Annotated in this window: 19 protein-coding genes; 11 read left to right on the top strand and 8 right to left on the bottom strand. The window is 71.2% G+C overall.

The window, feature by feature from the left end; genetic code table 11:
• The first annotated feature begins 125 nt into the window (after positions 1 to 125).
• Together ACZ6S0_RS04880 and ACZ6S0_RS04875 are read left to right on the top strand one after the other, a co-directional pair.
• Positions 126 to 1,271, top strand: coding sequence for a sensor histidine kinase (locus ACZ6S0_RS04880; RefSeq protein WP_465913253.1), 1,146 nt, complete (start codon positions 126 to 128; stop codon positions 1,269 to 1,271).
• Positions 1,268 to 1,984, top strand: a complete 717-nt coding sequence (locus ACZ6S0_RS04875; protein WP_465913252.1) for a response regulator — start codon at positions 1,268 to 1,270, stop codon at positions 1,982 to 1,984. The genes ACZ6S0_RS04880 and ACZ6S0_RS04875 overlap by 4 nt, the downstream gene beginning before the upstream one ends.
• On the opposite strand, the gene ACZ6S0_RS04870 is transcribed toward ACZ6S0_RS04875, so the two are convergent.
• From ACZ6S0_RS04870 to ACZ6S0_RS04860, 3 genes are all read right to left on the bottom strand, one after another.
• Entirely contained in the window at positions 1,949 to 3,076 is a 1,128-nt protein-coding gene (locus ACZ6S0_RS04870) for an alpha/beta hydrolase family protein (RefSeq protein ID WP_465913249.1), read from the bottom strand. The two genes, ACZ6S0_RS04875 and ACZ6S0_RS04870, sit on opposite strands and share 36 nt — an antisense overlap.
• 454 nt (positions 3,077 to 3,530) lie before the next feature.
• Positions 3,531 to 3,674: a hypothetical protein gene (locus ACZ6S0_RS04865; protein ID WP_465913248.1), complete on the bottom strand. Its 144-nt coding sequence runs from the start codon at positions 3,672 to 3,674 to the stop codon at positions 3,531 to 3,533.
• Between the two features lie 147 nt (positions 3,675 to 3,821).
• On the bottom strand, positions 3,822 to 4,412 hold the full coding sequence (locus ACZ6S0_RS04860) for a DUF6461 domain-containing protein (RefSeq protein WP_465913246.1): 591 nt from the start codon (positions 4,410 to 4,412) through the stop codon (positions 3,822 to 3,824).
• Positions 4,413 to 5,273: 861 nt separating this feature from the next.
• Here ACZ6S0_RS04860 and ACZ6S0_RS04855 point away from each other — a divergent pair.
• Entirely contained in the window at positions 5,274 to 6,935 is a 1,662-nt protein-coding gene (locus ACZ6S0_RS04855) for a TROVE domain-containing protein (RefSeq protein ID WP_465913244.1), read from the top strand.
• A 63-nt stretch (positions 6,936 to 6,998) separates the two neighbouring features.
• On the opposite strand, the gene ACZ6S0_RS04850 is transcribed toward ACZ6S0_RS04855, so the two are convergent.
• From ACZ6S0_RS04850 to ACZ6S0_RS04840, 3 genes are all read right to left on the bottom strand, one after another.
• Positions 6,999 to 7,556 (bottom strand): hypothetical protein, encoded by a 558-nt coding sequence (locus ACZ6S0_RS04850; protein ID WP_465913242.1) that lies wholly within the window; start codon positions 7,554 to 7,556, stop codon positions 6,999 to 7,001.
• A gap of 157 nt (positions 7,557 to 7,713) precedes the next feature.
• Positions 7,714 to 8,007 (bottom strand): hypothetical protein, encoded by a 294-nt coding sequence (locus ACZ6S0_RS04845; protein WP_465913240.1) that lies wholly within the window; start codon positions 8,005 to 8,007, stop codon positions 7,714 to 7,716.
• Positions 8,008 to 8,329: 322 nt separating this feature from the next.
• Positions 8,330 to 9,307, bottom strand: a complete 978-nt coding sequence (locus ACZ6S0_RS04840) for an aldo/keto reductase (protein ID WP_465913238.1) — start codon at positions 9,305 to 9,307, stop codon at positions 8,330 to 8,332.
• A gap of 100 nt (positions 9,308 to 9,407) precedes the next feature.
• Here ACZ6S0_RS04840 and ACZ6S0_RS04835 point away from each other — a divergent pair, with 100 nt between their 5' ends.
• The 6 genes from ACZ6S0_RS04835 (at position 9,408) to nirD (ending at position 17,682) form a co-directional block, all read left to right on the top strand.
• Positions 9,408 to 9,884 carry a GNAT family N-acetyltransferase gene (locus tag ACZ6S0_RS04835; RefSeq protein WP_465913235.1) on the top strand — a complete coding sequence of 159 codons (477 nt, stop codon included), beginning with the start codon at positions 9,408 to 9,410 and terminating at the stop codon, positions 9,882 to 9,884.
• A 228-nt stretch (positions 9,885 to 10,112) separates the two neighbouring features.
• The gene (locus tag ACZ6S0_RS04830) at positions 10,113 to 11,423 is read left to right on the top strand and encodes an MFS transporter (protein WP_465913234.1); all 1,311 of its coding nucleotides are present in this window, start codon (positions 10,113 to 10,115) and stop codon (positions 11,421 to 11,423) included.
• On the top strand, positions 11,410 to 13,437 hold the full coding sequence (locus tag ACZ6S0_RS04825; protein WP_465913233.1) for a molybdopterin oxidoreductase family protein: 2,028 nt from the start codon (positions 11,410 to 11,412) through the stop codon (positions 13,435 to 13,437). The genes ACZ6S0_RS04830 and ACZ6S0_RS04825 overlap by 14 nt, the downstream gene beginning before the upstream one ends.
• The gene (locus tag ACZ6S0_RS04820) at positions 13,434 to 14,828 is read left to right on the top strand and encodes an FAD-dependent oxidoreductase (protein WP_465913232.1); all 1,395 of its coding nucleotides are present in this window, start codon (positions 13,434 to 13,436) and stop codon (positions 14,826 to 14,828) included. The genes ACZ6S0_RS04825 and ACZ6S0_RS04820 overlap by 4 nt, the downstream gene beginning before the upstream one ends.
• Positions 14,825 to 17,254 carry a nitrite reductase large subunit NirB gene (gene nirB, locus ACZ6S0_RS04815; protein ID WP_465913230.1) on the top strand — a complete coding sequence of 810 codons (2,430 nt, stop codon included), beginning with the start codon at positions 14,825 to 14,827 and terminating at the stop codon, positions 17,252 to 17,254. Before ACZ6S0_RS04820 ends, nirB begins: the two co-directional genes overlap by 4 nt.
• On the top strand, positions 17,251 to 17,682 hold the full coding sequence (nirD, locus tag ACZ6S0_RS04810; RefSeq protein WP_465913228.1) for a nitrite reductase small subunit NirD: 432 nt from the start codon (positions 17,251 to 17,253) through the stop codon (positions 17,680 to 17,682). Before nirB ends, nirD begins: the two co-directional genes overlap by 4 nt.
• Before the next feature lie 3 nt (positions 17,683 to 17,685).
• Here the strand turns inward: nirD and ACZ6S0_RS04805 are convergent, their stop codons facing one another.
• Positions 17,686 to 17,847 carry a hypothetical protein gene (locus ACZ6S0_RS04805; RefSeq protein ID WP_465913227.1) on the bottom strand — a complete coding sequence of 54 codons (162 nt, stop codon included), beginning with the start codon at positions 17,845 to 17,847 and terminating at the stop codon, positions 17,686 to 17,688.
• Between the two features lie 183 nt (positions 17,848 to 18,030).
• Here ACZ6S0_RS04805 and ACZ6S0_RS04800 point away from each other — a divergent pair, with 183 nt between their 5' ends.
• On the top strand, positions 18,031 to 18,552 hold the full coding sequence (locus tag ACZ6S0_RS04800; protein ID WP_465913225.1) for a YybH family protein: 522 nt from the start codon (positions 18,031 to 18,033) through the stop codon (positions 18,550 to 18,552).
• A 160-nt stretch (positions 18,553 to 18,712) separates the two neighbouring features.
• Here the strand turns inward: ACZ6S0_RS04800 and ACZ6S0_RS04795 are convergent, their stop codons facing one another.
• Positions 18,713 to 18,925: a hypothetical protein gene (locus tag ACZ6S0_RS04795; protein WP_465913224.1), complete on the bottom strand. Its 213-nt coding sequence runs from the start codon at positions 18,923 to 18,925 to the stop codon at positions 18,713 to 18,715.
• Positions 18,926 to 19,218: 293 nt separating this feature from the next.
• Between ACZ6S0_RS04795 and ACZ6S0_RS04790 the strand changes: the two genes are divergently transcribed.
• Complete coding sequence (locus ACZ6S0_RS04790; protein ID WP_465913223.1) at positions 19,219 to 19,977, top strand: hypothetical protein; 759 nt, start codon at positions 19,219 to 19,221, stop codon at positions 19,975 to 19,977.
• Positions 19,978 to 20,052 lie beyond the last annotated feature (75 nt).

The following is a 20,052-nucleotide window of genomic DNA, read 5'->3' as shown; positions in this document are numbered from 1 at the left end:
GCGCATGGGGTTGTCCTCCGCTGGGGCTCGGCGACAGCGCCGAGCAGGCGAATTCCAGCTTCGTGATCCATACCCCCGAGCGCTGTTCGGGGCGGCTGCTGGTCCGGCCCTTCTAAGGTGGGCGCATGGCCGAACGGCGTCCCTTGATCGCGCACAGGCTGCGACCGGGACACTGGGTCGCCGTCGACGTGTTCGCGGGCGTCGCACTGGCTGCCGGGTTCTCGGTGGCGGCGGTGCTGGTGCCGCGGTCCGCCGGCGTGTCGCTGGACGCGGCCGTGCCGGTGATTGCGCTGTCCTGCCTGCCGCTGGCAGGACGGCGTCGGTGGCCGGCCCTGGTCTGCGCGGTGGTTCTGGTGGCGGCGGTGTTCGCGCCTTTCGCGGGGTACGGGGAGGCGTTCGTGCCCCTGGCGGTCGCGCTGCACGCGGTGGCGCTCCTGGAAGCGCGCCGGACGGCGGTGGTGGCGCTGGTGGCCGCGTTGGCGGTGACCGCCGTCGGTGCCGCGATCGACTCGCCCTCGTGGGCGGAGGCGGTGTCGGCGTGCGGATTCGCCTGGCTGGTGCTCGGTCTGGCATGGACGATCGGGCTCGCCGTACGGGAGCAGCGCGCGTACGCCGCACAGGCCGTCGCACGGTCGGCGCAGGCCGCGGTAACGGCGGAACGGCTGCGCATGGCTCGTGACGTGCACGACGTCGTCGCCCACAGCATGGGCCTGATCTCCATGCGGGCCGGCATCGCCAACCACGTCGCCGCCACGCACCCCGAGGAGGCGGGCGAGGCCCTGTCGGTCATCGAGGAGACCAGCCGGAAGGCGCTGGCGGACCTGCGTCGCCTTCTCGGTCTGCTGCGCGACGCCTCCGGGGACCGGGACGGTCCGCCGTACACGCTGGACTCGCTGCGCGAGCTGGTCGCGGCGATTCCGGCCGGCGACGTTCGGGTGGAGCTCGACGTGGAGCCCGGCCTCGCGCTGGGCGACGAGGTTGCCCTCGTCGTCTATCGCCTCGTGCAGGAGTCGCTGACCAACGTGCTCAAACACGCCGGCCCGGCCCGGTGCCGGGTGGCGGTCACCCGTGCGGAGCGCGAGCTGGTGGTCGAGGTCGTCGACGACGGTCGCGGGGGTACGCCGCGTGAAGGGGGCCACGGGCTGGCCGGGCTGGAAGAGCGGGTGACCCTGTACGGCGGAACGTTCTCGGCGGGACCGGAGCCCGGAGGCGGCTTCGCCGTTCGCGCAAGGCTGCCGTTGCCAGGCGGTTCCGGGGAGGACGAGAGGTGAGGACGTTCACGGTGCTGGTCGCCGAGGACCAGGCGTTGCTGCGCGCGGGGCTGCGCAGGCTGATCGACACCGCCCCCGACCTGGAGGCCGTCGGCGAGGCCGGGACTGGGGAGCAGGCGGTGGAGCTGGCCCGCCGTCTCCGGCCCGACCTGGTGCTCATGGACGTCCGCATGCCCGGCCTCGACGGGATCAGGGCCACCGAGCTGATCCGGGCCGACCCGGTGACCGCCGAGACGCGGGTGGTGATGCTGACCACGTTCGATCTCGACGAGTACGTCTACGGGGCGTTGCGGGCCGGAGCCAGCGGATTCCTGCTGAAGGACACCCGGCCGGGCGACCTGCTGGAGGCGCTGCGCATTGTGGGGGAGGGCCAGGCGCTGCTGGCCCCGTCGGTCACCACGCGGCTGATCGGGGAGTTCGCTCGGCGCGAGCCCACCGGAGTCCCGGCCCGGCTGGCGGCGGGGCTGACCCAGTTGTCCGGCCGGGAGCGGGAGGTGCTCTCGCTGGTGGCTCGAGGGTTGACCAACCCGCAGATCGCCGAGCGGCTCGGCATCGGGCCGGCGACGGTCAAGACCCATGTCCGCAGCCTGCTGGCCAAGCTCGCCGCGCACGACCGGGCGCAGCTCGTCATCGCCGCCTACGAGGGCGGTGTGGTCACGGCCGGCGGGCAGGGGTCATCAGCGGCGGTAGGAGACCTCGGGGAAGGCGGGTGACGGGCCCTGCAGCAACGCCTGCGGACGGCCGCGCAGGTTCTGCTCGAAGAAGGCCAGTGGGTAGGCGCGCTGGAAGGCCAGCGCCCGCTCGGCCGGGATCGTGCCGACGAGTTCCTCGAGCTGCGCCTTCCCCAGCCCCAGCGGCTCGGCCGACATGGGGATGAGCAGGACGTCGTCGCCGAAGGAGTTGTGCGCCGCCCCCTTGAGCGTCACGTTGAGTCGCCAGCCGCGCAGGCCGTCCCAGAAGGTGCGCAGCGTCGGATTGGTCGCCATGCCGCCCTTCCCGTCGGTGTCGACCACCATGTAGGGCCGGTCGAGGCCGGACTGCGCGACCTTGCCGAAGACAGCGCCGTCCAGGCCGAGCCCGGCCTTGATCCGCGGGTCGGCGTACATGGCGGCGGAGGTGGCCGCGCCGCCGAGCGAGTGCCCGAACATGCCGATCCGCGCGAGGTCGAAGAGCGGCTTCCCGTTACGGCCGGGCAGCTTCTCCTCCAGGGAGGGCAGACTGTCCAGGACGAAGCGCACGTCGGCCACCCGGACGTCGACCGCCTTGGCGAAGTCGGTCAGCTCGACGCCCGTCTCCACTCGGCCGCCGGGGAACTCCACCACCGCCGCGTCGTACGGGTGATCTATGGTGACCACCGCGTACCCCTGGCTGGCCAGCTCCTCGACGACGCCGGTCCCGTACGCGCGCGAGGAGTCGGCACCCGGCGAGTACAGGACGACCGGCAGTCTGCCCCGGCCCGCGTCGACGGGCGCGCCCTCGTGGCCGTCGGTCCTGTCCAGCAGCAGCGAGCCCGGCTCCAGGTCGTTCATCTTCAGGTACCGCTCCGCCGCGGCCTTCGGCATCCAAGGGGCGACCGGGTGGGCCTGCGCGTCCCGGGCCGGGTACCACAGGCTGACCATCACCTCCCGTTTCCTGCCGGAGCGGCCGTTCCAGGGATCCGGGCGGGACTGGTCGACCAGGTGGACCGAGACGGTCCCCACCGGATGGGGGCCCGTCGGCTTCGGGACCGTCAGGCGCTGTGGCGGGGTGGAGCCGCATCCGGCCAGCGTGAGGGCCAGGGCGCTGCTGATGAGTGCACGTTTCACCCTGTCGACGATGCCGGTCGCGTACGGCCGCCGCCTCGGGCGTGGGTAGGACCTCCGGCTCAACCCAGGAGGGTAGAGCTCGACGAAGACCGTTTTGGGGGATGACATTCGCGAACGAGGCAGGTGTGCTCTTGCCGACCTGCCTGGCACCGTTGACGACGACCACCCGCGTGTCGGCCAGGGCCTCCCACCCGCCATGACTGTGCGCGGCGTGGGAACGCGTTGGCCTTCATCGCAGTCGGACAGATTGTCGCAGGCCAGAGCAGCTTCATGGGCAATCTGCCGAAGAGTGTGCGGGCGTTCTGCCGGACCGATCGTGGGCACGTCGCCGACTCACCTGCTGGGTGACTGTCCGGGTGACGACGGAAGCCGCCTCGATCCTGGTTCGCGTAGTGGCTCGCGCGCGGATGTCGGGGCAGGTTTCAGTTGCTGCGGGGATGACGGGGTGCTTTGGTCATCCAGGGGCTTGCGTGGTGATCGGGTAGACGTTCTGGAAGGCGGCCAGGCTCACCAGGTGGTCCTCCAGCGTTGTTTCAGGATCGTCCCAGCTCGCGTGGGTACGCGCCTGGTGGAGCCCTGGTGCGGTCCATGCAGTCACGATAGGTGGAGCCGCCGCAGGAACCGCTGTCTGCCCGTCTGCCGTCGTTCCACCCACGGCTGCTGACAGCGCCGCTGCGAACGGGAAGCATTCGGGCGGGCCATGGACGGCAAGGCCCCTGAAACCGCCTGGCCCCAATGGTCACGCTTACGTCGCTGTCGGCGGCTTGGTGATGACTCCGGACAGGACAGCGGACCCCTCCAGGAGTTGGGGCGTGAGCTTGATTCCGGTGAGGTGCTCGATCAGGACCAGCCCCGGCCCTCGGTAGAGCTGGTACTTGTCCCGATAGTCGCGCTCGATCTGCGCCATGGTCTCCACGAGTTCGTCGGGCACCTCTTCGGAGTAGCCCTCCTGGGCCCAGAAGGCGAACCGGATCTCCCCGTCCTCGATCCAGCGAAACTCCTCAAGGCCCTTGATGTCGAGGCGGTAGAGGGAGACCAGGCGGGTGCCCGCCGACAGCGGAACGACGAACTCGTCGTCCGCGCCGAGCGAACTGTTGGACTGCGCGACGAACGCCCAGTCGTCGACGGCCATGACCGCGACGAACTCGGTCTCGTAGCCGTAGTGGGTGCCGGTGCCGATCGACTCGTCGAACGTCATCCTGGAGAAGTCTTCCACTCGGCCGCCCATCCGGGCTATGAGCTGCTCTGGTGTGAGCCCGCGGACGAAGATGAAGCTGTAGGCCTCCGCGAGGCCGGAATTGGTGAACCAGGCGTAGTCGCCGGGGGGTGTGATCATGCGGCGATCATGGCAGAGCCCACCGACAGTGCCCGCCGACGGTGTGTTCTGGGGCTTCGGGCTGTCCTCGGCGTCGGTGCTCCGGCTGCGGGATGTGGGCGGGGTCGTGCCGTGGGGATGATGTCCGCGCCGAGGGCGTCCGAGCGAGTGTGTCAAATGTCGTTTGTGGCCATTTGACGGGTTTTCGGGCGATGGATATTCAGGTGTGACGCATCATGTTGTTCGCTACCGTTGGGGGCAGTTCGCAGGACCTGGAGAGGTGCGGGGCGAAAATGGGCGGCGGTCCTCTTTCTGGATTACTCCGGTGCCCGTTTCCTCGCGTTCGTGTCTTTCTTGGTGGTGCGGGCTGGTCAGGTCTGGTGCCGGCGCGGGTCGAATCTCATCGGTTATCGACTCATAATCGGGTGGTCGCGGGTTCGAGTCCCGTCACGGACTGCGGGTTCGTGTAGCTCAGATGGTAGAGCGCCAAAACGCCGGTGGGTCTCCCATATCCGTTCCGGTTCCAGACCTGACCGCTCGTCATCCTTGCCGGTGGCACGGGTCGAATCCATATCGGTTATCAGAGGTTCGATTCCTTTCGGCCCCACTTCGGGGGGCCGTGCCCGGTTGGCTGGGCATCCGGTTGGTACGGCACATCCGTGCCGCCGGCAGGGCTGACGAGCGCCAGGGGAGAGCGGGTCGAAGTTCATCGGTTATCGCCTTGGGAGCCGGGTGTCGCAGGGTTCGAATCCCTGCCGCGAGGATCAACGGCCTCGCGTAGCTCAGCGGTGGAGCACCGTAGACACCGGTGCACGCCCACACATCCGCTCTCCCCTTCTCATATCCGCCCTTGGGCGGCGGGTCGAACGGAAGGAGCAGACAATGGCACGTGACCCCCTCGCGAACGTCTCGACGCTCGCCACCCCGCAGACGCGGCCGATCCCCGGCCGTGGCGACCAGGTGCGCAACGCCGCCGGCGGCTACGTCTTCGACAAGGACCTGTGGACCAAGCTGGAGGACTTCCTCCTCCTCGGCATCACGGGCGGCACCTACTACGTCGGCGCGGACAAGCTCACCGCCGACAACGCGGACGTCCTGTTCCAGGCGATCGCCGCCGACGGGCCGCGCGTCGTCGCCCTGCTCACCGGCATCTCGACGGCTCGGCCGCCGCGGGCTCCGAAGCAGCGTCCCGCGCTGTTCGCGCTGGCCGCCTGCTACGCGAAGGGCGACGCCGACACCCGGCAGGCGGCCAAGGTGGCGCTGGCGAAGGTGGCGCGGACGACGGACCATCTGGCCCAGTTCTTCGGCTACTACAAGAACCTGGGCGGCAAGCCGACCGCCCGCGGCATCGCGCCCACGGCTGGACGGTCGTTGCGCACCGCGCTCGGCTCCTGGTTCCTGACGGGCACCGCGGACGAGGTGGCGTTCAGGGCGTGCAAGGCACGGCAGCGCAGGACCCCGCAGGGCGAGAGCTTCGACCTGCGCGACGCGCTGCGCATCGCTCACCCCGCCGCCGACGACGAGCAGCGCAGGACGCTGTTCGGGTGGATCGCCGGAAACGTCACCGACGAGCAGGCTCGCGAGGCGCTGCCCGCGGTGGATCGTTTCCTGACGGCCAAGGCCGTGACGAGCGTCGACGAGGCCGTTCGGGTGGTGTCCGATCAGCGGGTGCCGTGGGAGTTCCTGCCCGACGCGATGCTCAGGGAGCCCGCGGTCTGGGACGCGCTGGTCGGCACGATCGGCATGACCGCGCTCCTCCGCAACCTCGCCAGGATGACCCGGCTCGGCACGTTGGAGCCGTCGGGCGAGGCCACGCGCCGCGCCGCGGCACGGCTCACCGACCGGGACGCGCTGCTGAGGGCCCGCATCCACCCCATGGACGCGTGGCTCGCCCTGCGCGTCTACGCCTCCGGACAGGCCCAGCCCAACCCGCGCGCCGACCGCCAGACCTGGCGTCCGGTCCCGGCCATCCTGGACGCGCTGGAGGAGACGTACGAGCTGTCGTTCGGCACGGTCGAACCGTCGGGGAGGCGGCTGCTGGTCGCCGTGGACTCGTCCGGGTCGATGACGTGGGGCGGCGGTGTCCGGGTCGGTGGCTCGCCGATCGGGTCGCCGTACGAGGTCGGCAACGCCATGGCCGTCATGCTCGCCCGTATCGAGCGGGGCGGCGCGCACGTCATCGAGGTCGACACTCATGTGCACGCGTCGAAGGTGACCCCGCGTACCAACCTGCGCGAGATCGCGGCGTGGCGGCCGTCCGGCGGGGGCACCGATCTGTCGCTGCCGTTCACGTGGGCGCGTGAACGGCGGATGGAGGTGGACGGGATCGTGGTCCTCACCGACAACGAGACGTGGGCAGGGCGGTCCCATCCGACGCAGGCGCTGGAGTCCTACCGCCGGACGGTCAACCCGAACGTCCGCGTCGTCGTGGCCGCGATGACCGCCGCCGGGTACTCGATCGGTGACACGCGGGACGACGGCGTGCTCGACGTCGTCGGGCTGGACGCGTCGCTGCCGCTCATCGTGAACGGGTTCGTGCGCTGACGCGAGCCGGGAAGGCGCGCCTCGGTCGGGAGTGTACTTCGGCGCGTCCTGAGCGTGCGGAAATTAGTAGATCGAGGGCAGGCGGGGCCAGATCTCCCGGGCGACTTCCTCGAATCGGTCGACGGCCTCGTGCGGGCCGGTTATCAGCAGCAGAAGCTCGTCCTCGACGGCGGCCAGGTGGCCGGTGCCGGAGAGGGCGGCGAGTTCGGGGTCGCCGTCGTCGAACACGGCCACGGCGGCCGCGTCGCCCAACCCTTCGACGGTCTCTCCCTTGCCGTAGGTGGCGGCCGCGACCATGTCGGAGGCGTCGCTCGTGGGGTCAGAGAGGTGCACCGCCAGCGTCAACGTGAAGTGGTTCACGGCGTAGCGGCATGCTCCCAGTTGGTTGCCGTGGCCGGGGATCGTGGCGTCTTTCGCCGTGACGCCGGAGGCGCCGTAGACGTCGCCCATTCGTTCGGCGGAGATGAGCGCGCACACGTCCGGCCCGCCACCGGCCGGGTCGGCGATGACCGTCTCGGCGGGGTCCACGGGCCGTACGGGATAGATCGCCGTCGTCACGGACGACGAGCACGCCGTGGCGGTCATGGCGACCAGCAGGGCCCCGAGGGCACTCCGTACCATGATCGTGACAATAGCGTGAATGGTGTGCTTTTCCGCGAAAATCCCAGATAGGGAGATATGGCCTTGCTCGCCCGGACACCCGGCGGGATCTCCCGCCGGGTGTCCGCCCTCCTCCTGGACGCCGTGGGCGCCCGCTGTGTTGCCCGGCGTCCGGGGATCAGCAGGTGTCGGCCCCGTCGAACGTGCGGACGCCTCGGGCGACCTTGGACCAGATGGTCCCGCCGGGGCGGACGGTACGGCACTCGCCGTCGGTGCCGCGGGCCCAGATGATCTTCAGGCGCAGGGTCGAGGAGCAGTCGTTGCGCGCGTAGCCGGTCTTGGTGACGGTGCCCGTGGTCTGCCAGACGACCACGCAGGAGGGGGCGTTGCCGGCCGGGACGGCTGCTTGGGCGGGGGCGGCCGTGGCGAAGGCGCAGCAAGCCAGAGTCAGGGCGGTGAGAACGCGTCGCATGGTGTGTGTGGTCCTTCCTGCCGCGAACATGACTCAACGATTAGTAATCGAACGACTACTTAAAGTCAATGACAAGGGTGGCGATGGGTCTTGAAGGGGGCGATCCTGGGTGTTCGGCGTGTGGGTCTCCTGGGGTGAGACCTGCCGTCGGGCTTCACCCGCGGAAAAGGCGGGCGGAAAGTTCCTGCGCAGCAAACCTATGCAAATCGGACAGTCGGCTATTAATCTGGCAGGGCTCCAGCCGGGGGCCAACTGGAGCACCAAACGTCCTGGCCCCGGCCTCCCGATGGGGAGGCCGGAGGGCGGTGCTACGGCGCCGCGGTCACCAGCGGTCGTGGACCTGTGGCCTGATCAGCTCGTCGTAGACGCCGTAAACCGCCTCCAGGGCGGCGGCGTCCAGCGGCGGTACGGCGGCGGCCCCCGCGTTGGCCGTGGCCTGGCCGGGGTTCCTGGCGCCGGGGATCACCACCGACACCCCTTCCTGGTCGAGGATCCACCGCAGCGCGAACTGGGCCAGCGTGACGCCCGAGGGCACCAGCGGGCCCAGGCGGCGCACCGCCGCCAGGCCGGTGGCGAAGTCCACGCCCGAGAACGTCTCCCCGACGTCGAACGCCTCCCCCTGCCGGTTGTAGCTCCGGTGGTCGTCGGCCGCGAACGTCGTGTGCTCGTCGTACCTGCCCGACAGCAGCCCGCTGGCCAGCGGGACCCGGGCGATGATGCCCACCCCGGCGGCGCGGGCGGCCGGCAGGACGCGTTCGAGCGGCTTGAGCCGGAACGCGTTGAGGATGATCTGCACCGTGGCCACGCCCGGCCGGGCGATCGCGGTCAGCGCCTCCTCGCACGTCTCCACGCTCACCCCGTACGCGGCGATCTTCTTCTCCGACACCAGCGTGTCCAGCGCGTCGAACACCGCGTCCGTCGAGTAGACGGGCGTCGGCGGGCAGTGGAGCTGGACCAGGTCGACGGTGTCGACGCCCAGGTTCCGCCGGGAGCGCTCGTTCCAGGCGCGGAAGTTGGACATGACGTAGTTCGCGGGGATCTGCTCCATCCGGCGGCCCATCTTGGTGGCCACGGTGAGCCCCGGGCGGTCCTTGGCGAAACGGCCGACGATCTGCTCGCTGCGCCCGTCGCCGTACACGTCGGCGGTGTCGATGAGCGTGACGCCCGCGTCCACCGCGGCCTGGAGGGTGGCGGCGGCCTCGGCCTCGGTCACCTCGCCCCAGTCGGCGCCGAGCTGCCAGGCCCCGAGGCCGACCACTCCGACCTGGCGTCCGGTACGTCCCAACACGCGCTGTTCCATGGGTGCTGCCCAACCTTTCTCGAACGCATAGGAGCCACCAGTGTCCCGGACGGGGGAACGTGCCCTGGGGCGGTTCCGGCGGGCACGTACCCTGAATCCCATGATTCGTCCCGCCACACCCGCTGACGTGCCCGCGATCGTCAGCATGATCAAAGAGCTGGCCGCGTACGAGAAGGCCGCCCACGAGGTGCGCGTGACCGAGGAGCAGCTCCACGACACGCTCTTCCGCGAACACCCCGCCGCCTTCGCGCACCTCGCCGAGCAGGACGGCGAGGTGGTGGGTTTCACGCTGTGGTTCCTGACCTTCTCCACCTGGCGCGGCGTGCACGGCATCTACATGGAGGACCTGTACGTACGCCCCCAGCACCGCGGCGGCGGCCACGGCGCGGCCCTCATGCGCAGGCTGGCCGAGATCTGCGCCGAGCGCGGCTACCAGCGCCTGGAGTGGGCGGTCCTCGACTGGAACGAGCCGAGCATCGCCTTCTACGAGAAGCTCGGCGCGGTCAACCAGGACGACTGGTACCGGTACCGGCTGACCGACGGGCCGCTGCGCGACCTGGCCGAGCGGCGCGGCTGAGCGACAGGGCCGAGCGGCGCGGCTGCGACAGCGCCGCCGCACACCCGCCGCCGGTCCTGCCCGGTGTCTGATAACCGATCATTACGAGCGTGTTTCCGGCGTGACGCTTGTGCGTGACGTGTTACCGCGGTGAATCACTCGTAACGAACGCACGGCCACGCACGGTCAGCGTGCGTAACGAGCGCTTCCTACCTTGGGGATCCTGGACGCCGAGCGTAGGAGAGGTCGATGGCGCGCTGGATCGCCGAGTGGCACCCCGATGACCCCGCCTTCTGGGAGAGCTCAGGCAGGCGGGTGGCACGGCGCAACCTGATCTTCTCGATCGCCGCCGAGCACCTCGGTTTCACGGTGTGGACCCTGTGGAGCATCGTGGCGACCAGGATGGGGTCGTACGAGTTCACCACCGACCAGCTCTTCTGGCTGGTCGCCCTGCCGAACCTGATCGGCTCGGTGCTGCGGGTGCCCTACACCTTCGGCCCGGCCAGGTTCGGCGGGCGCAACTTCACCGTGGTCAGCGCCCTGCTGCTGCTCATCCCGGCCGTGGCGCTCGGCGTCGCGGTGAACAACCCGGCCACGCCCTACTGGCTCTTCCTGGCGATCGCGGCGCTGGCCGGGCTCGGCGGCGGGAACTTCGCCTCCAGCATGGCCAACATCACCTACTTCTACCCGCGCGACAAGCAGGGCGTCGCGCTCGGCCTGAACGCGGCGGGCGGCAACATCGGCGTCAGCTCGGTCCAGCTCGTCATGCCGCTGGTCATCGGCTCGCTCGGGCTGGCCGCCGCCGGGTGGTTCTGGATCCCGTTCATCGTCGTGGCCGGGATCTGCGCCTTCCTCTTCATGGACAACCTGACCAGCGCCAAGGCCGACCCGCGCGAGCAGCTCGCGGTGGCCGGGCGGGCGCAGACGTGGATCATGTCGTTCCTGTACATCGGCACGTTCGGCTCGTTCATCGGCTACTCCACCGCGTTCCCGCTGCTGAGCCAGAGCCTGTTCCCCGACGCGCCGTACGCCGCGGTGGCCTTCGCCGGGCCGCTCGTCGGGTCGCTGATCAGGCCGGTCGGCGGCTGGCTGGCCGACAGGCTCGGCGGCGCGCCCGTCACGCTGTGGAACTTCGCGGCCATGGGCGGCGGGGTGCTGCTGGTCTGGCTGGCCGGCGAGGGGGGCGGCTTCTGGGCGTTCTTCCTGGCCTTCCAGCTCCTCTTCCTGACCGCCGGCATCGGCAACGGCTCCACCTACCGCATGATCCCGGCCATCTTCCAGGCCAAGGCCGTGGCCGAGCGCGGCGAGAGCGAGGACGCCCTCCTGTACGGCAAGCGCCAGGCCGCCGCCGCCATCGGCATCATCTCGGCCGTCGGAGCGCTCGGCGGGTTCCTCATCAACCGGGCGTTCGGCATGTCGTTCGCCGCGGCCGGCACCCCGGCCCCCGCCTTCCTGGCCTTCGGGCTGTTCTACCTGTCCTGCTTCGCCCTGACCTGGTGGTGCTACACCCGCAGGGTCGGGGTCCGGGTCGTGGCGAGCCTCGCCCATGCCCGGGTCTGAGGTGACGAAGACGCACTGCCCGTACTGCGCCCTGCAGTGCGGCATGGAGATCGGGCCCGAGCTGGCCATCAGCCCGCGGACCGACATCCCGGCCAACGGCTCGGGGGCGCTGTGCCAGAAGGGCTGGACGGCCGGTGAGCTGCTCACCAGCGGCGAACGCCTGACCGCCCCCCTCCTGTACGGCGAGCCCGTCGCGTGGGACGCCGCGCTGGACCACGTGGCGCACCGGCTGTCCGCCATCCGCGCCGAGTACGGCCCCGACGCCGTGGCCGTGTTCGGCGGGGGCGGGCTGACCAACGAGAAGGCGTACTCGCTGGGCAAGTTCGCCCGGGTCGCGCTGGGCACCAGCCAGATCGACTACAACGGCCGCTTCTGCATGTCGTCGGCCGCCGCCGCCTCCATCAGGGCGTTCGGCCTGGACCGGGGCATGCCGTTCCCCATCACCGACCTGGCCGGCGCCGACGTCGTGCTGCTGGCCGGCGCGAACGTCGCTGAGACCATGCCCCCGTTCGTGCGGCACCTGGACGGGCCGCGCCTGATCGTCGTCGACCCGCGCCGCACCCCGACCGCGAAGCTGGCCTGGCTGCACCTGCAGCCCAGCCCCGGCACGGACCTGGCGCTGGCGCTCGGGCTGCTGCACCTGGCCGTCGCCGACGGGCTGGTGGACGAGGCGTACGTGGCCGCCAGGACCACCGGGTTCGAGGAGGTACGCACCTCGCTGTCCTCCTGGTGGCCCGAGCGGGTCGAGCGGATCACCGGGGTGCCCGTGCACCAGATGCGGCAGGCGGTCAGGGCGCTGGCGGCGGCGGACAGGGCGTACGTGCTGACCGGGCGCGGCGCCGAGCAGCACGCCAAGGGCACCGACACCGTCACCGCGTTCGTCAACCTGGCGCTCGCGCTGGGCCTGCCCGGCACCCTGGGCTCCGGCTACGGCTGCGTGACCGGGCAGGGCAACGGGCAGGGCGGGCGCGAGCACGGGCAGAAGGCCGACCAGCTCCCCGGCTACCGCAGAATCGACGACCCGGTGGCCCGCGAGCACCTGGCGCGGGTCTGGGGGATCGCGGCCGAGGACATCCCCGGGCCCGGGCGGTCGGCGTACGAGCTGCTCGACGCGCTCGGCACTCCGGAGGGGCCGCGGGCGCTGCTGCTGTTCGGCTCCAACCCGGTGGTGTCCGCCCCGGCCGCCGAGCACGTGGCCTCGCGCATCGGGGGCCTCGACCTGCTCGTGGCCTGCGACTTCGTCCTGTCCGAGACGGCTGCGCTGGCCGACGTGGTCTTCCCCGTGACCCAGTGGGCCGAGGAGGACGGCACGATGACGAACCTGGAGGGCCGCGTCCTGCTGCGCCGCCGGGCGTACGCGCCGCCCGCGGGCGTCAGGAGCGACCTCGACGTGATCGCCGGGCTGGCCGGGCGGCTCGGCCACCGCTTCGAGACCGAGCCGGTCAGGGTCTTCGACGAGCTGCGCCGGGCCAGCCAGGGCGGCCCCGCCGACTACTCCGGCATCACCTACGAACGCATCGCGAACGAGACCGGCGTGTTCTGGCCCTGCCCCGCGCCCGGACACCCCGGCACGCCGCGCCCGTTCCTCGACCGGTTCGCGCACCCGGACGGGCGGGCCAGGTTCGTGCCCGTCGAGCACCGGCCGCCCGCCGAGGAGACCGACGAGGACTACCCCGTCCACCTGACCACCGGCCGGGTGCTGGCCCACTACCAGAGCGGCGCCCAGACCCGCAGGATCGCGCCGCTCGTGCGGGCCGCCCCGGAGCCGTACGTCGAGTTGCATCCCGACCTGGCCGAACAGCTCGGCATCGCCGCCGGGGACGTCGTCAGGGTGAGCAGCAGGCGGGGCGAGAGCAAGGCCGTGGCCAGGATCAGCGATGCCATCAGGCGCGACACCGTGTTCATGCCCTTCCACTGGGAGGGCGCCAACCGGCTCACCAACCCGGCCCTCGACCCGGTGTCGAGGATGCCGGAGTTCAAGGTCTGCGCGGTCAGGGTGGAGAGGGACTCATGAGACTCGTCGTCGTGGGCACCGGGATGGCCGGGTCGCGGCTGGTCAGCGAGGTACGCGCGCGCGACCCGCACATCAGGATCACCGTCTTCGGGGCGGAGGCGCGCGCGCCGTACAACCGGGTGCTGCTGTCCAACGTGCTGGCCGGCAGCTCCCGTCCCGAACAGGTACGGCTGCTCGACCCCGCCTGGTACGACGCGCACGGCGTGACCGCCGTCTTCGGCAGCGCGGTCGCCCACGTCGACAGGGAGACCCGGCACGTGGTGACCGAGTACGGGCGGCGCGAGCCGTACGACCTGCTGGTCCTGGCCACCGGCAGCGACGCCGTGGTGCCGCCGGTCCCGGGGGTGGAGCGGGCCATCCCGTTCCGCACGCTCGACGACTGCGAGCGCATCATCGAGGCCGCAGAACGGGCCGGGCGGGCCGTGGTCGTCGGCGGCGGGCTGCTGGGCATCGAGGCGGCCCGCGGTCTGGCCGGGCGCGGCCTGCCCGTCACGCTGCTGCACCTGGCCGGGCACCTCATGGAGCGGCAACTCGACGCCGAGGCCGGTCAGGTGCTCGGCGAGACGCTGGCCGGGCTCGGCGTGGAGATCCGCACCGGCGTCAGCGCCTCCCGCGTGGAGGCGGACGGCGTCCGGCTCGACGGCGGCGAGCTGGTCCCCGCCGACCTCGTGGTGCTGGCCTGCGGGGTGCGCCCGGTGACCGGGCTGGCCGCCGAGGCGGGCCTGGAGGTGCGCCGGGGCGTGGTCGTGGACGACGAACTGCGTACGGACGACCCGTCGATCTTCGCGATCGGGGAGTGCGCCGAGCACGACGGCACCGTCTACGGCCTCGTGGCTCCCGCCTGGGAGCAGGCCGCCGTGGCCGCCGACGTCATCACCGGCGGCAAGGCGCTCTACCGGGGCTCGCGGCTGGTCACCCGGCTCAAGGCCAAGAGCGTGGAGCTGGCCGCGATGGGTGAGACGCAGCTCGGCGAGGAGCACGCCGAGGTGGTGCGCTTCAGCCACCGGGCCCGCGGCACCTACCGCAAGCTCGTCATCCGTGACGGCCGGCTGGTTGGCGCGATCCTGCTGGGCGAGAGCGACGCCGTCGGCACGCTCACCCAGCTCTTCGACCGCGGCTCCCCGGTCCCCGGTGACCGGGCGGGGCTGCTGTTCCCCGGGACGGTCTCGGCGCCGGTGACCGACAGCCCGACGCTGATGCCCGACGCGGCCAAGGTCTGCCAGTGCAACAACGTGACCAAGGGCCGGATCAGGGCGTGCTGGGAGGCCGGCGCTCGGGACGTGGCCGCCGTGGTGGCCGCCACCCGGGCCACGACCGGCTGCGGGACCTGCCGCGACGCCGTGGAGGGCATCGTCGGGTGGCTGTGCGAGCAAGAAGGAGTCTCCGTATGAACAGGATCGTCGTCGTCGGGTACGGCCCGGCGGCCCACCGGCTCGTCGAGACCCTCGCGAGCAAGGGCTTCGACGGCACCGTCACCGTGATCGGGGAGGAGCCGCGTCCGGCGTACGACCGGGTGGCGCTCACGTCGTACCTGTCGGGGGCGAGCGCCGAGGACCTCACCTACGCCGTGCCGGCCGGGGTCGTGACGAGGCTGGGCAGCCGGGTCACCGGCATCGACAGGGAGGCCCGGCTCGTCACGCTGGCCGACGGCGGCGCCGAGCCGTACGACGTGCTCGTGCTGGCCACCGGCTCCGCCCCGTTCGTGCCGCCGGTGCCCGGCGCCGAGCACGCCTTCGTCTACCGCACCATCGAGGACCTGGACGCGATCAGGACCGCCGCCAAGGACGCCGCGGAGGGCGTCGTGGTCGGCGGCGGGCTGCTCGGCCTGGAGGCCGCCGACGCGCTGCGGTCGCTGGGGCTGAAGACGCACATCGTCGAGATGAGCCCCTGGCTGATGCCCCGCCAGGTGGACGAGGGCGGCGGCTCGGTGCTGAGGTCGCACATCGAGGGGCTCGGGCTGAGCGTGCACGCCGGGGCGGGCGTACGGGAGATCGTCACCGACGCCGCGGGAGAGGTCACCGGGCTGCGCCGGCCCGACGGGACGCTGATCGGCGCGCAGGTCGTGGTGTTCTCGGCCGGCATCAGGCCGCGCGACGAGCTGGCCAGGTCGGCGGGGCTGGAGGTGGGCCCGCGCGGCGGCGTCGTGGTCGGCCCCTCGATGCTCACCTCCGACCCCTCGATCTACGCCATCGGCGAGTGCGCACTGGCCGGAGGCACGGTCTACGGGCTCGTCGGGCCGTGCAACACGATGGCCGAGGTGGCCGCCGACCGGATCACGGGCGGCTCGGCCACCTTCGACGGCGCCGACCTGTCCACCAGGCTCAAGCTACTGGGGGTCGAGGTGGCGCAGTTCGGGGCGATGGAGGGGGCGCTCGACGTCACCTACCTCGACCCGGTGGGCGGCGTGTACAAGAAGCTGTTCGTCAGCGACGACGCGCGGACGCTGCTCGGCGGCATCTGCGTGGGCGACGCCACGCCGTACGCGTCGCTGCGGCCGTTCGTGGGCAAGGAACTGCCCGCCGCTCCGTCGGACCTGCTGTTCAGCGGGGCGGGCGCGAGTCTCGACCTGCCGGACGAGGCCCAGGTCTGCTCGTGCAACAACGTCTGCGCGGGCGACGTCCGCTCGGCCATCGCCGACCGGGGCGTCACCGACGTCCCCGGGCTCAAGGCGTGCACGCGGGCCGGCACGACGTGCGGGAGCTGCGTGCCCATGCTCAGGCAACTGCTGGAGAGGTCGGGCGTCGAGGTCGGCAAGGCGCTGTGCGAGCACTTCACGTACTCGCGGGCCGAGCTGTTCGACATCGTACGGGTGCGCGGCATCACGACCTTCTCCGAGCTGATCTCCCGGCACGGGCAGGGCAGGGGCTGCGACATCTGCAAGCCGGTCGTGGCCTCCATCCTGGCCTCGCTGCACAACGGGCACGTGCTGGAGGGCGAGCGGGCCGCCCTGCAGGACACCAACGACCACTTCCTCGCCAACATCCAGAAGAACGGCACGTACTCGGTCGTCCCGCGCATCCCGGGCGGCGAGATCACGCCGGACAAGCTGATCGTGATCGGCGAGGTGGCCCGCGACTTCGGCCTCTACACCAAGATCACCGGCGGGCAGCGCATCGACCTGTTCGGGGCCCGGGTCGAGCAGCTCCCGGAGATCTGGCGACGGCTGGTGGCGGCCGGGTTCGAGTCGGGGCACGCGTACGGCAAGGCGCTGCGCACGGTCAAGTCGTGCGTGGGCTCGACCTGGTGCCGCTACGGCGTGCAGGACTCGGTGGGCCTGGCCATCGAGCTGGAGCTGCGCTACCGCGGCCTGCGCTCGCCGCACAAGCTCAAGTCGGCCGTCTCGGGCTGCGCCCGCGAGTGCGCCGAGGCCCGGTCGAAGGACTTCGGCGTCATCGCCACCGAGCAGGGCTGGAACCTGTACGTCGGCGGCAACGGCGGCTTCCGGCCCCGCCACGCCGACCTGCTGGCCACCGACCTGACCACCGGCGAGCTGATCAGGACCATCGACCGGTTCCTGATGTTCTACATCCGCACCGCCGACCGGCTGCAACGCACCGCGGCCTGGATCGAGTCCCTGGACGGCGGGCTCGGCTACCTTCGCGAGGTGATCATGGAGGACTCGCTCGGCCTCTGCGCCGACCTCGACGCGCAGATGGAGCGGCACGTCGCCACGTACGCCGACGAGTGGCGGGCCACCCTGGAGGATCCGGAGAAGCTGGGCAGGTTCGTCAGCTTCGTCAACGCGCCCGGCATGCCCGACCCGTCGATCGTGTTCGCCGGCGAGCGCGGCCAGATCAGGCCGGTGATGGCCCGATGAGCCACACCCCGGCCACGGCCACCGACTCGGCCACGGCCACGGCCACTGACTCGGGCACGGCCACCGACTCGGCCACGGGTGCCGACTGGGCGACGGTCTGCGCCTACGAGGCGCTGCTGCCGGAGCGGGGCGTCTGCGCGCTGGTGGCGGGCGTCCAGGTGGCGGTCTTCCGTACCCACGAGGGCGAGCTGTACGCGCTGGGCAACCTCGACCCGTTCAGCGGGGCGTACGTGCTCTCGCGCGGCATCGTCGGCACCAGGAAGGGCGAGCCGACGGTCGCCTCGCCCCTGCACAAACAGGTGTTCTCCCTGGTGACCGGGCGCTGCCTGGACGAGGAGGGCGTGTCGGTGCCGGTGTACCCGGTGCGGGTGACGGCGGAGGGGCGCGTGGAGGTCGCGCCGGAGCGCCGGGTGGCGGCGGGCGGCTGAGCGTCAGGCTCCGGCCGTCACGGCGTGTACCTCGGCCGGTGGGTAGACGTGCGGGCTGCGATGGGCCGCCGGTAGCACGCAACGCCGTCCGGAGTCGACGTTGTCGCAGCGCTCGGAGTCCTCGCGCTGGGGGAGTGGCTCGGGATTCGCCTGGATTCGCGGCACTGGATGGACGGTATAGGCGCTCCCGTGCCCGCTGGTATCGGGACGGCAACGATCACGGCTCTGACCCGTCTCGCCAGTTCCCGTTAACCGTTACCGTGAGTAATACCCGAACCAGGTAAAGGCGTTGTGCGGAGTGCCTAAACCGCGCATTCGCCGTCGACCGGCATGGGCATCAAAGCGGCCATGAGCAAGATTTTTCAGCACAAGGCCCTCCTGCTGGCCGCGATCGTTCCCGCCCTCCTCGTCGCGGGCTGCTCCGCGGGGAACAACTCACAGGCGATGAAGTCCTCGCCCACCGACATGGACTCCATGGGGCCGGGGGAGAGTCCGGGCGAGACGAGCGAGGCGTCGCCGACCGGGGGCGCGGCGGAGGCGGCGGTCCAGGGCTTCTTCAAGGCCGTCAAGGCGGGCAACGCCGACCAGGTCGCCAGCTCGTTCGCGGACGACGGGGTGGCCGCCGTGAACGGCCAGCCCACGGCCGAGGGCACCCAGGCCATCCGGACGCTCTTCCAGAAGCAGCTCCAGGGCGGCAACGGCATGAAGTCGGCCACGTACACCATCGACGAGTCGCGCCCGATCGGCACCGAGGACGCCGTCGTGCGTTCCACGAGCAAGCAGGGCGACAACAACTTCCGCGAGCTGTTCCTGCTCACCAAGGACGGCGGCAGTTGGAAGATCTCGCAGTTCATGAACAACCGGGCGTGACCGGCCGGGCGTCCTGAGGGCTCTGGCGTCGTCCGGGTACGTGTGCCCGGACGGCGCCAGGAAGTGGGAAACGCCGGAGGAAAACCCGGTGCGTAACTAGCCGTATACCGCAGGGTTAGGGCTGAAGTTATCCGGAATTATCGGCCTTCGAGGGTGCGGATTAATTGTGGGGGGAATCGCCGGGGATGCGGGGGCTGATGCGGCGCTGGTCCACCAGCGCGAGGTAGACCGCGAAGGCGCCCCGCGTCCACAGGTCGGCCTGCTGGGAGGTCAGCCTGATCTCCTCGCCCTCGTGCGAGACGATCAGGTAATCGCCCAGCGGCATTCGCTGCCAGGCGAGCAGGATGTTCTCGTAAACGAGCACATCGAGCATTGCGGTCAGATATTCGTGTCTGGCGGCGGACAACGGCGTAAGCCTCCTCGCTCCTCGCCGAATTCTCGCCCCTGGCCCTCCATTGTGCGCGCCCTTTCGGGAAATGTCGCACCCTTCGCTGCGATTCGGAGCCGCGATTCCGGACTTTCCGCTTCGGAGTTCGCACTTCGAGGGCCGGGGCGGGGCCGGGGCGCGGGTTCGGGGGCGGCGTTGGGAGAGGCGTTCGGGGTGCGCGTTCGCGGGGTGGAGAACCTCGGGCGGGTGGACGGTGTACCAACACCGGAGGTGGTCCTATGAGGAAGGGCCTGATCGTGCTGGCCTCGGTGCTGGCTCTGGTCACCGGTGGCGTCGCACCCGCGGTCCCGGCCGTCGCGGCCGGCGGGTGGGCGATGACGTACGTGGACCCGCACCCGTCCCGGTTCGAGGCCGGGCGGTCGTACGCGGTGGGCTTCTGGGTGCTGCAGCACGGCACCCATCCGTTCGAAGGGCGGATGCGGCCCGTGGGGCTCCGGCTCACCCGGGCCGACGGCAGGAGCGTGACGTTCGACGGGACGGCGCTGCCCGAGGCGGCCCACTACGTGGCGTCCGTGGTGGTGCCCGAGGGCGTGTGGAGGGTGCAGGGCGTCCAGGGGCCGTTCGAGCCGTACGAGGTCGGGACGCTCACCGTCCCCGGCTCCCTGCGGATCAATCCTGTGCCGCCGGATCTGCTGGCCGCGGGCCGCTCGGACGCGGACACCCACTGGGACGCCGTACGGCCGCCCGGGTTCGGGCCCGGCGAGGCGACGCCTGCCGATGCCGGGCAGGCGGCGGTGTCCTCGTCACCCGTGGCCGTCTCGGCGCCGGTCGCGCCACCGCGGTCGGAGTCGGGCGGGGTGCCCGCGTACGCGTTGCTCCTCGCCGCCGTCGGCGGTGCGCTGCTGGCGTTGGCGGCGGTGCGGCTCACGGCCGCGGCGCGGCGCGGGAAGGAGGAGGAACGGCGCAGGAAAGACGAGGAGCGGAACCTGCCCGCGGACGACGCGGCGGAGACGATCGTGATCTCCGGATCTCCGTGATCTCCGTGATCTCCGGATCCGGGGTCTCCAGGTCATCGTGATCTCCCTGCACGGCAGTGGCTAGGACCGCCGGGG

Source organism: Nonomuraea sp. NPDC051298, from assembly GCF_055586305.1.
The sequence above is the reverse complement of the archived record's forward strand: the minus strand, read 5'-3'. Positions and strand labels throughout refer to the sequence as shown.

Excerpts from the sequence above, each read along its gene's own strand:
- ACZ6S0_RS04855 (WP_465913244.1), top strand. The coding sequence starts at position 5,274 with ATGGCACGTGACCCCCTCGCGAACGTCTCGACGCTCGCCACCCCGCAG.
- ACZ6S0_RS04790 (WP_465913223.1), top strand. The coding sequence starts at position 19,219 with ATGAGGAAGGGCCTGATCGTGCTGGCCTCGGTGCTGGCTCTGGTCACC.
- ACZ6S0_RS04840 (WP_465913238.1), bottom strand. The coding sequence starts at position 9,307 with ATGGAACAGCGCGTGTTGGGACGTACCGGACGCCAGGTCGGAGTGGTC.
- ACZ6S0_RS04825 (WP_465913233.1), top strand. The coding sequence starts at position 11,410 with ATGCCCGGGTCTGAGGTGACGAAGACGCACTGCCCGTACTGCGCCCTG.
- ACZ6S0_RS04880 (WP_465913253.1), top strand. The coding sequence starts at position 126 with ATGGCCGAACGGCGTCCCTTGATCGCGCACAGGCTGCGACCGGGACAC.
- ACZ6S0_RS04800 (WP_465913225.1), top strand. The coding sequence starts at position 18,031 with ATGAGCAAGATTTTTCAGCACAAGGCCCTCCTGCTGGCCGCGATCGTT.
- ACZ6S0_RS04835 (WP_465913235.1), top strand. The coding sequence starts at position 9,408 with ATGATTCGTCCCGCCACACCCGCTGACGTGCCCGCGATCGTCAGCATG.
- nirB (WP_465913230.1), top strand. The coding sequence starts at position 14,825 with ATGAACAGGATCGTCGTCGTCGGGTACGGCCCGGCGGCCCACCGGCTC.
- ACZ6S0_RS04850 (WP_465913242.1), bottom strand. The coding sequence starts at position 7,556 with ATGGTACGGAGTGCCCTCGGGGCCCTGCTGGTCGCCATGACCGCCACG.
- ACZ6S0_RS04845 (WP_465913240.1), bottom strand. The coding sequence starts at position 8,007 with ATGCGACGCGTTCTCACCGCCCTGACTCTGGCTTGCTGCGCCTTCGCC.
- ACZ6S0_RS04820 (WP_465913232.1), top strand. The coding sequence starts at position 13,434 with ATGAGACTCGTCGTCGTGGGCACCGGGATGGCCGGGTCGCGGCTGGTC.
- ACZ6S0_RS04860 (WP_465913246.1), bottom strand. The coding sequence starts at position 4,412 with ATGATCACACCCCCCGGCGACTACGCCTGGTTCACCAATTCCGGCCTC.
- nirD (WP_465913228.1), top strand. The coding sequence starts at position 17,251 with ATGAGCCACACCCCGGCCACGGCCACCGACTCGGCCACGGCCACGGCC.
- ACZ6S0_RS04830 (WP_465913234.1), top strand. The coding sequence starts at position 10,113 with ATGGCGCGCTGGATCGCCGAGTGGCACCCCGATGACCCCGCCTTCTGG.
- ACZ6S0_RS04795 (WP_465913224.1), bottom strand. The coding sequence starts at position 18,925 with ATGCTCGATGTGCTCGTTTACGAGAACATCCTGCTCGCCTGGCAGCGA.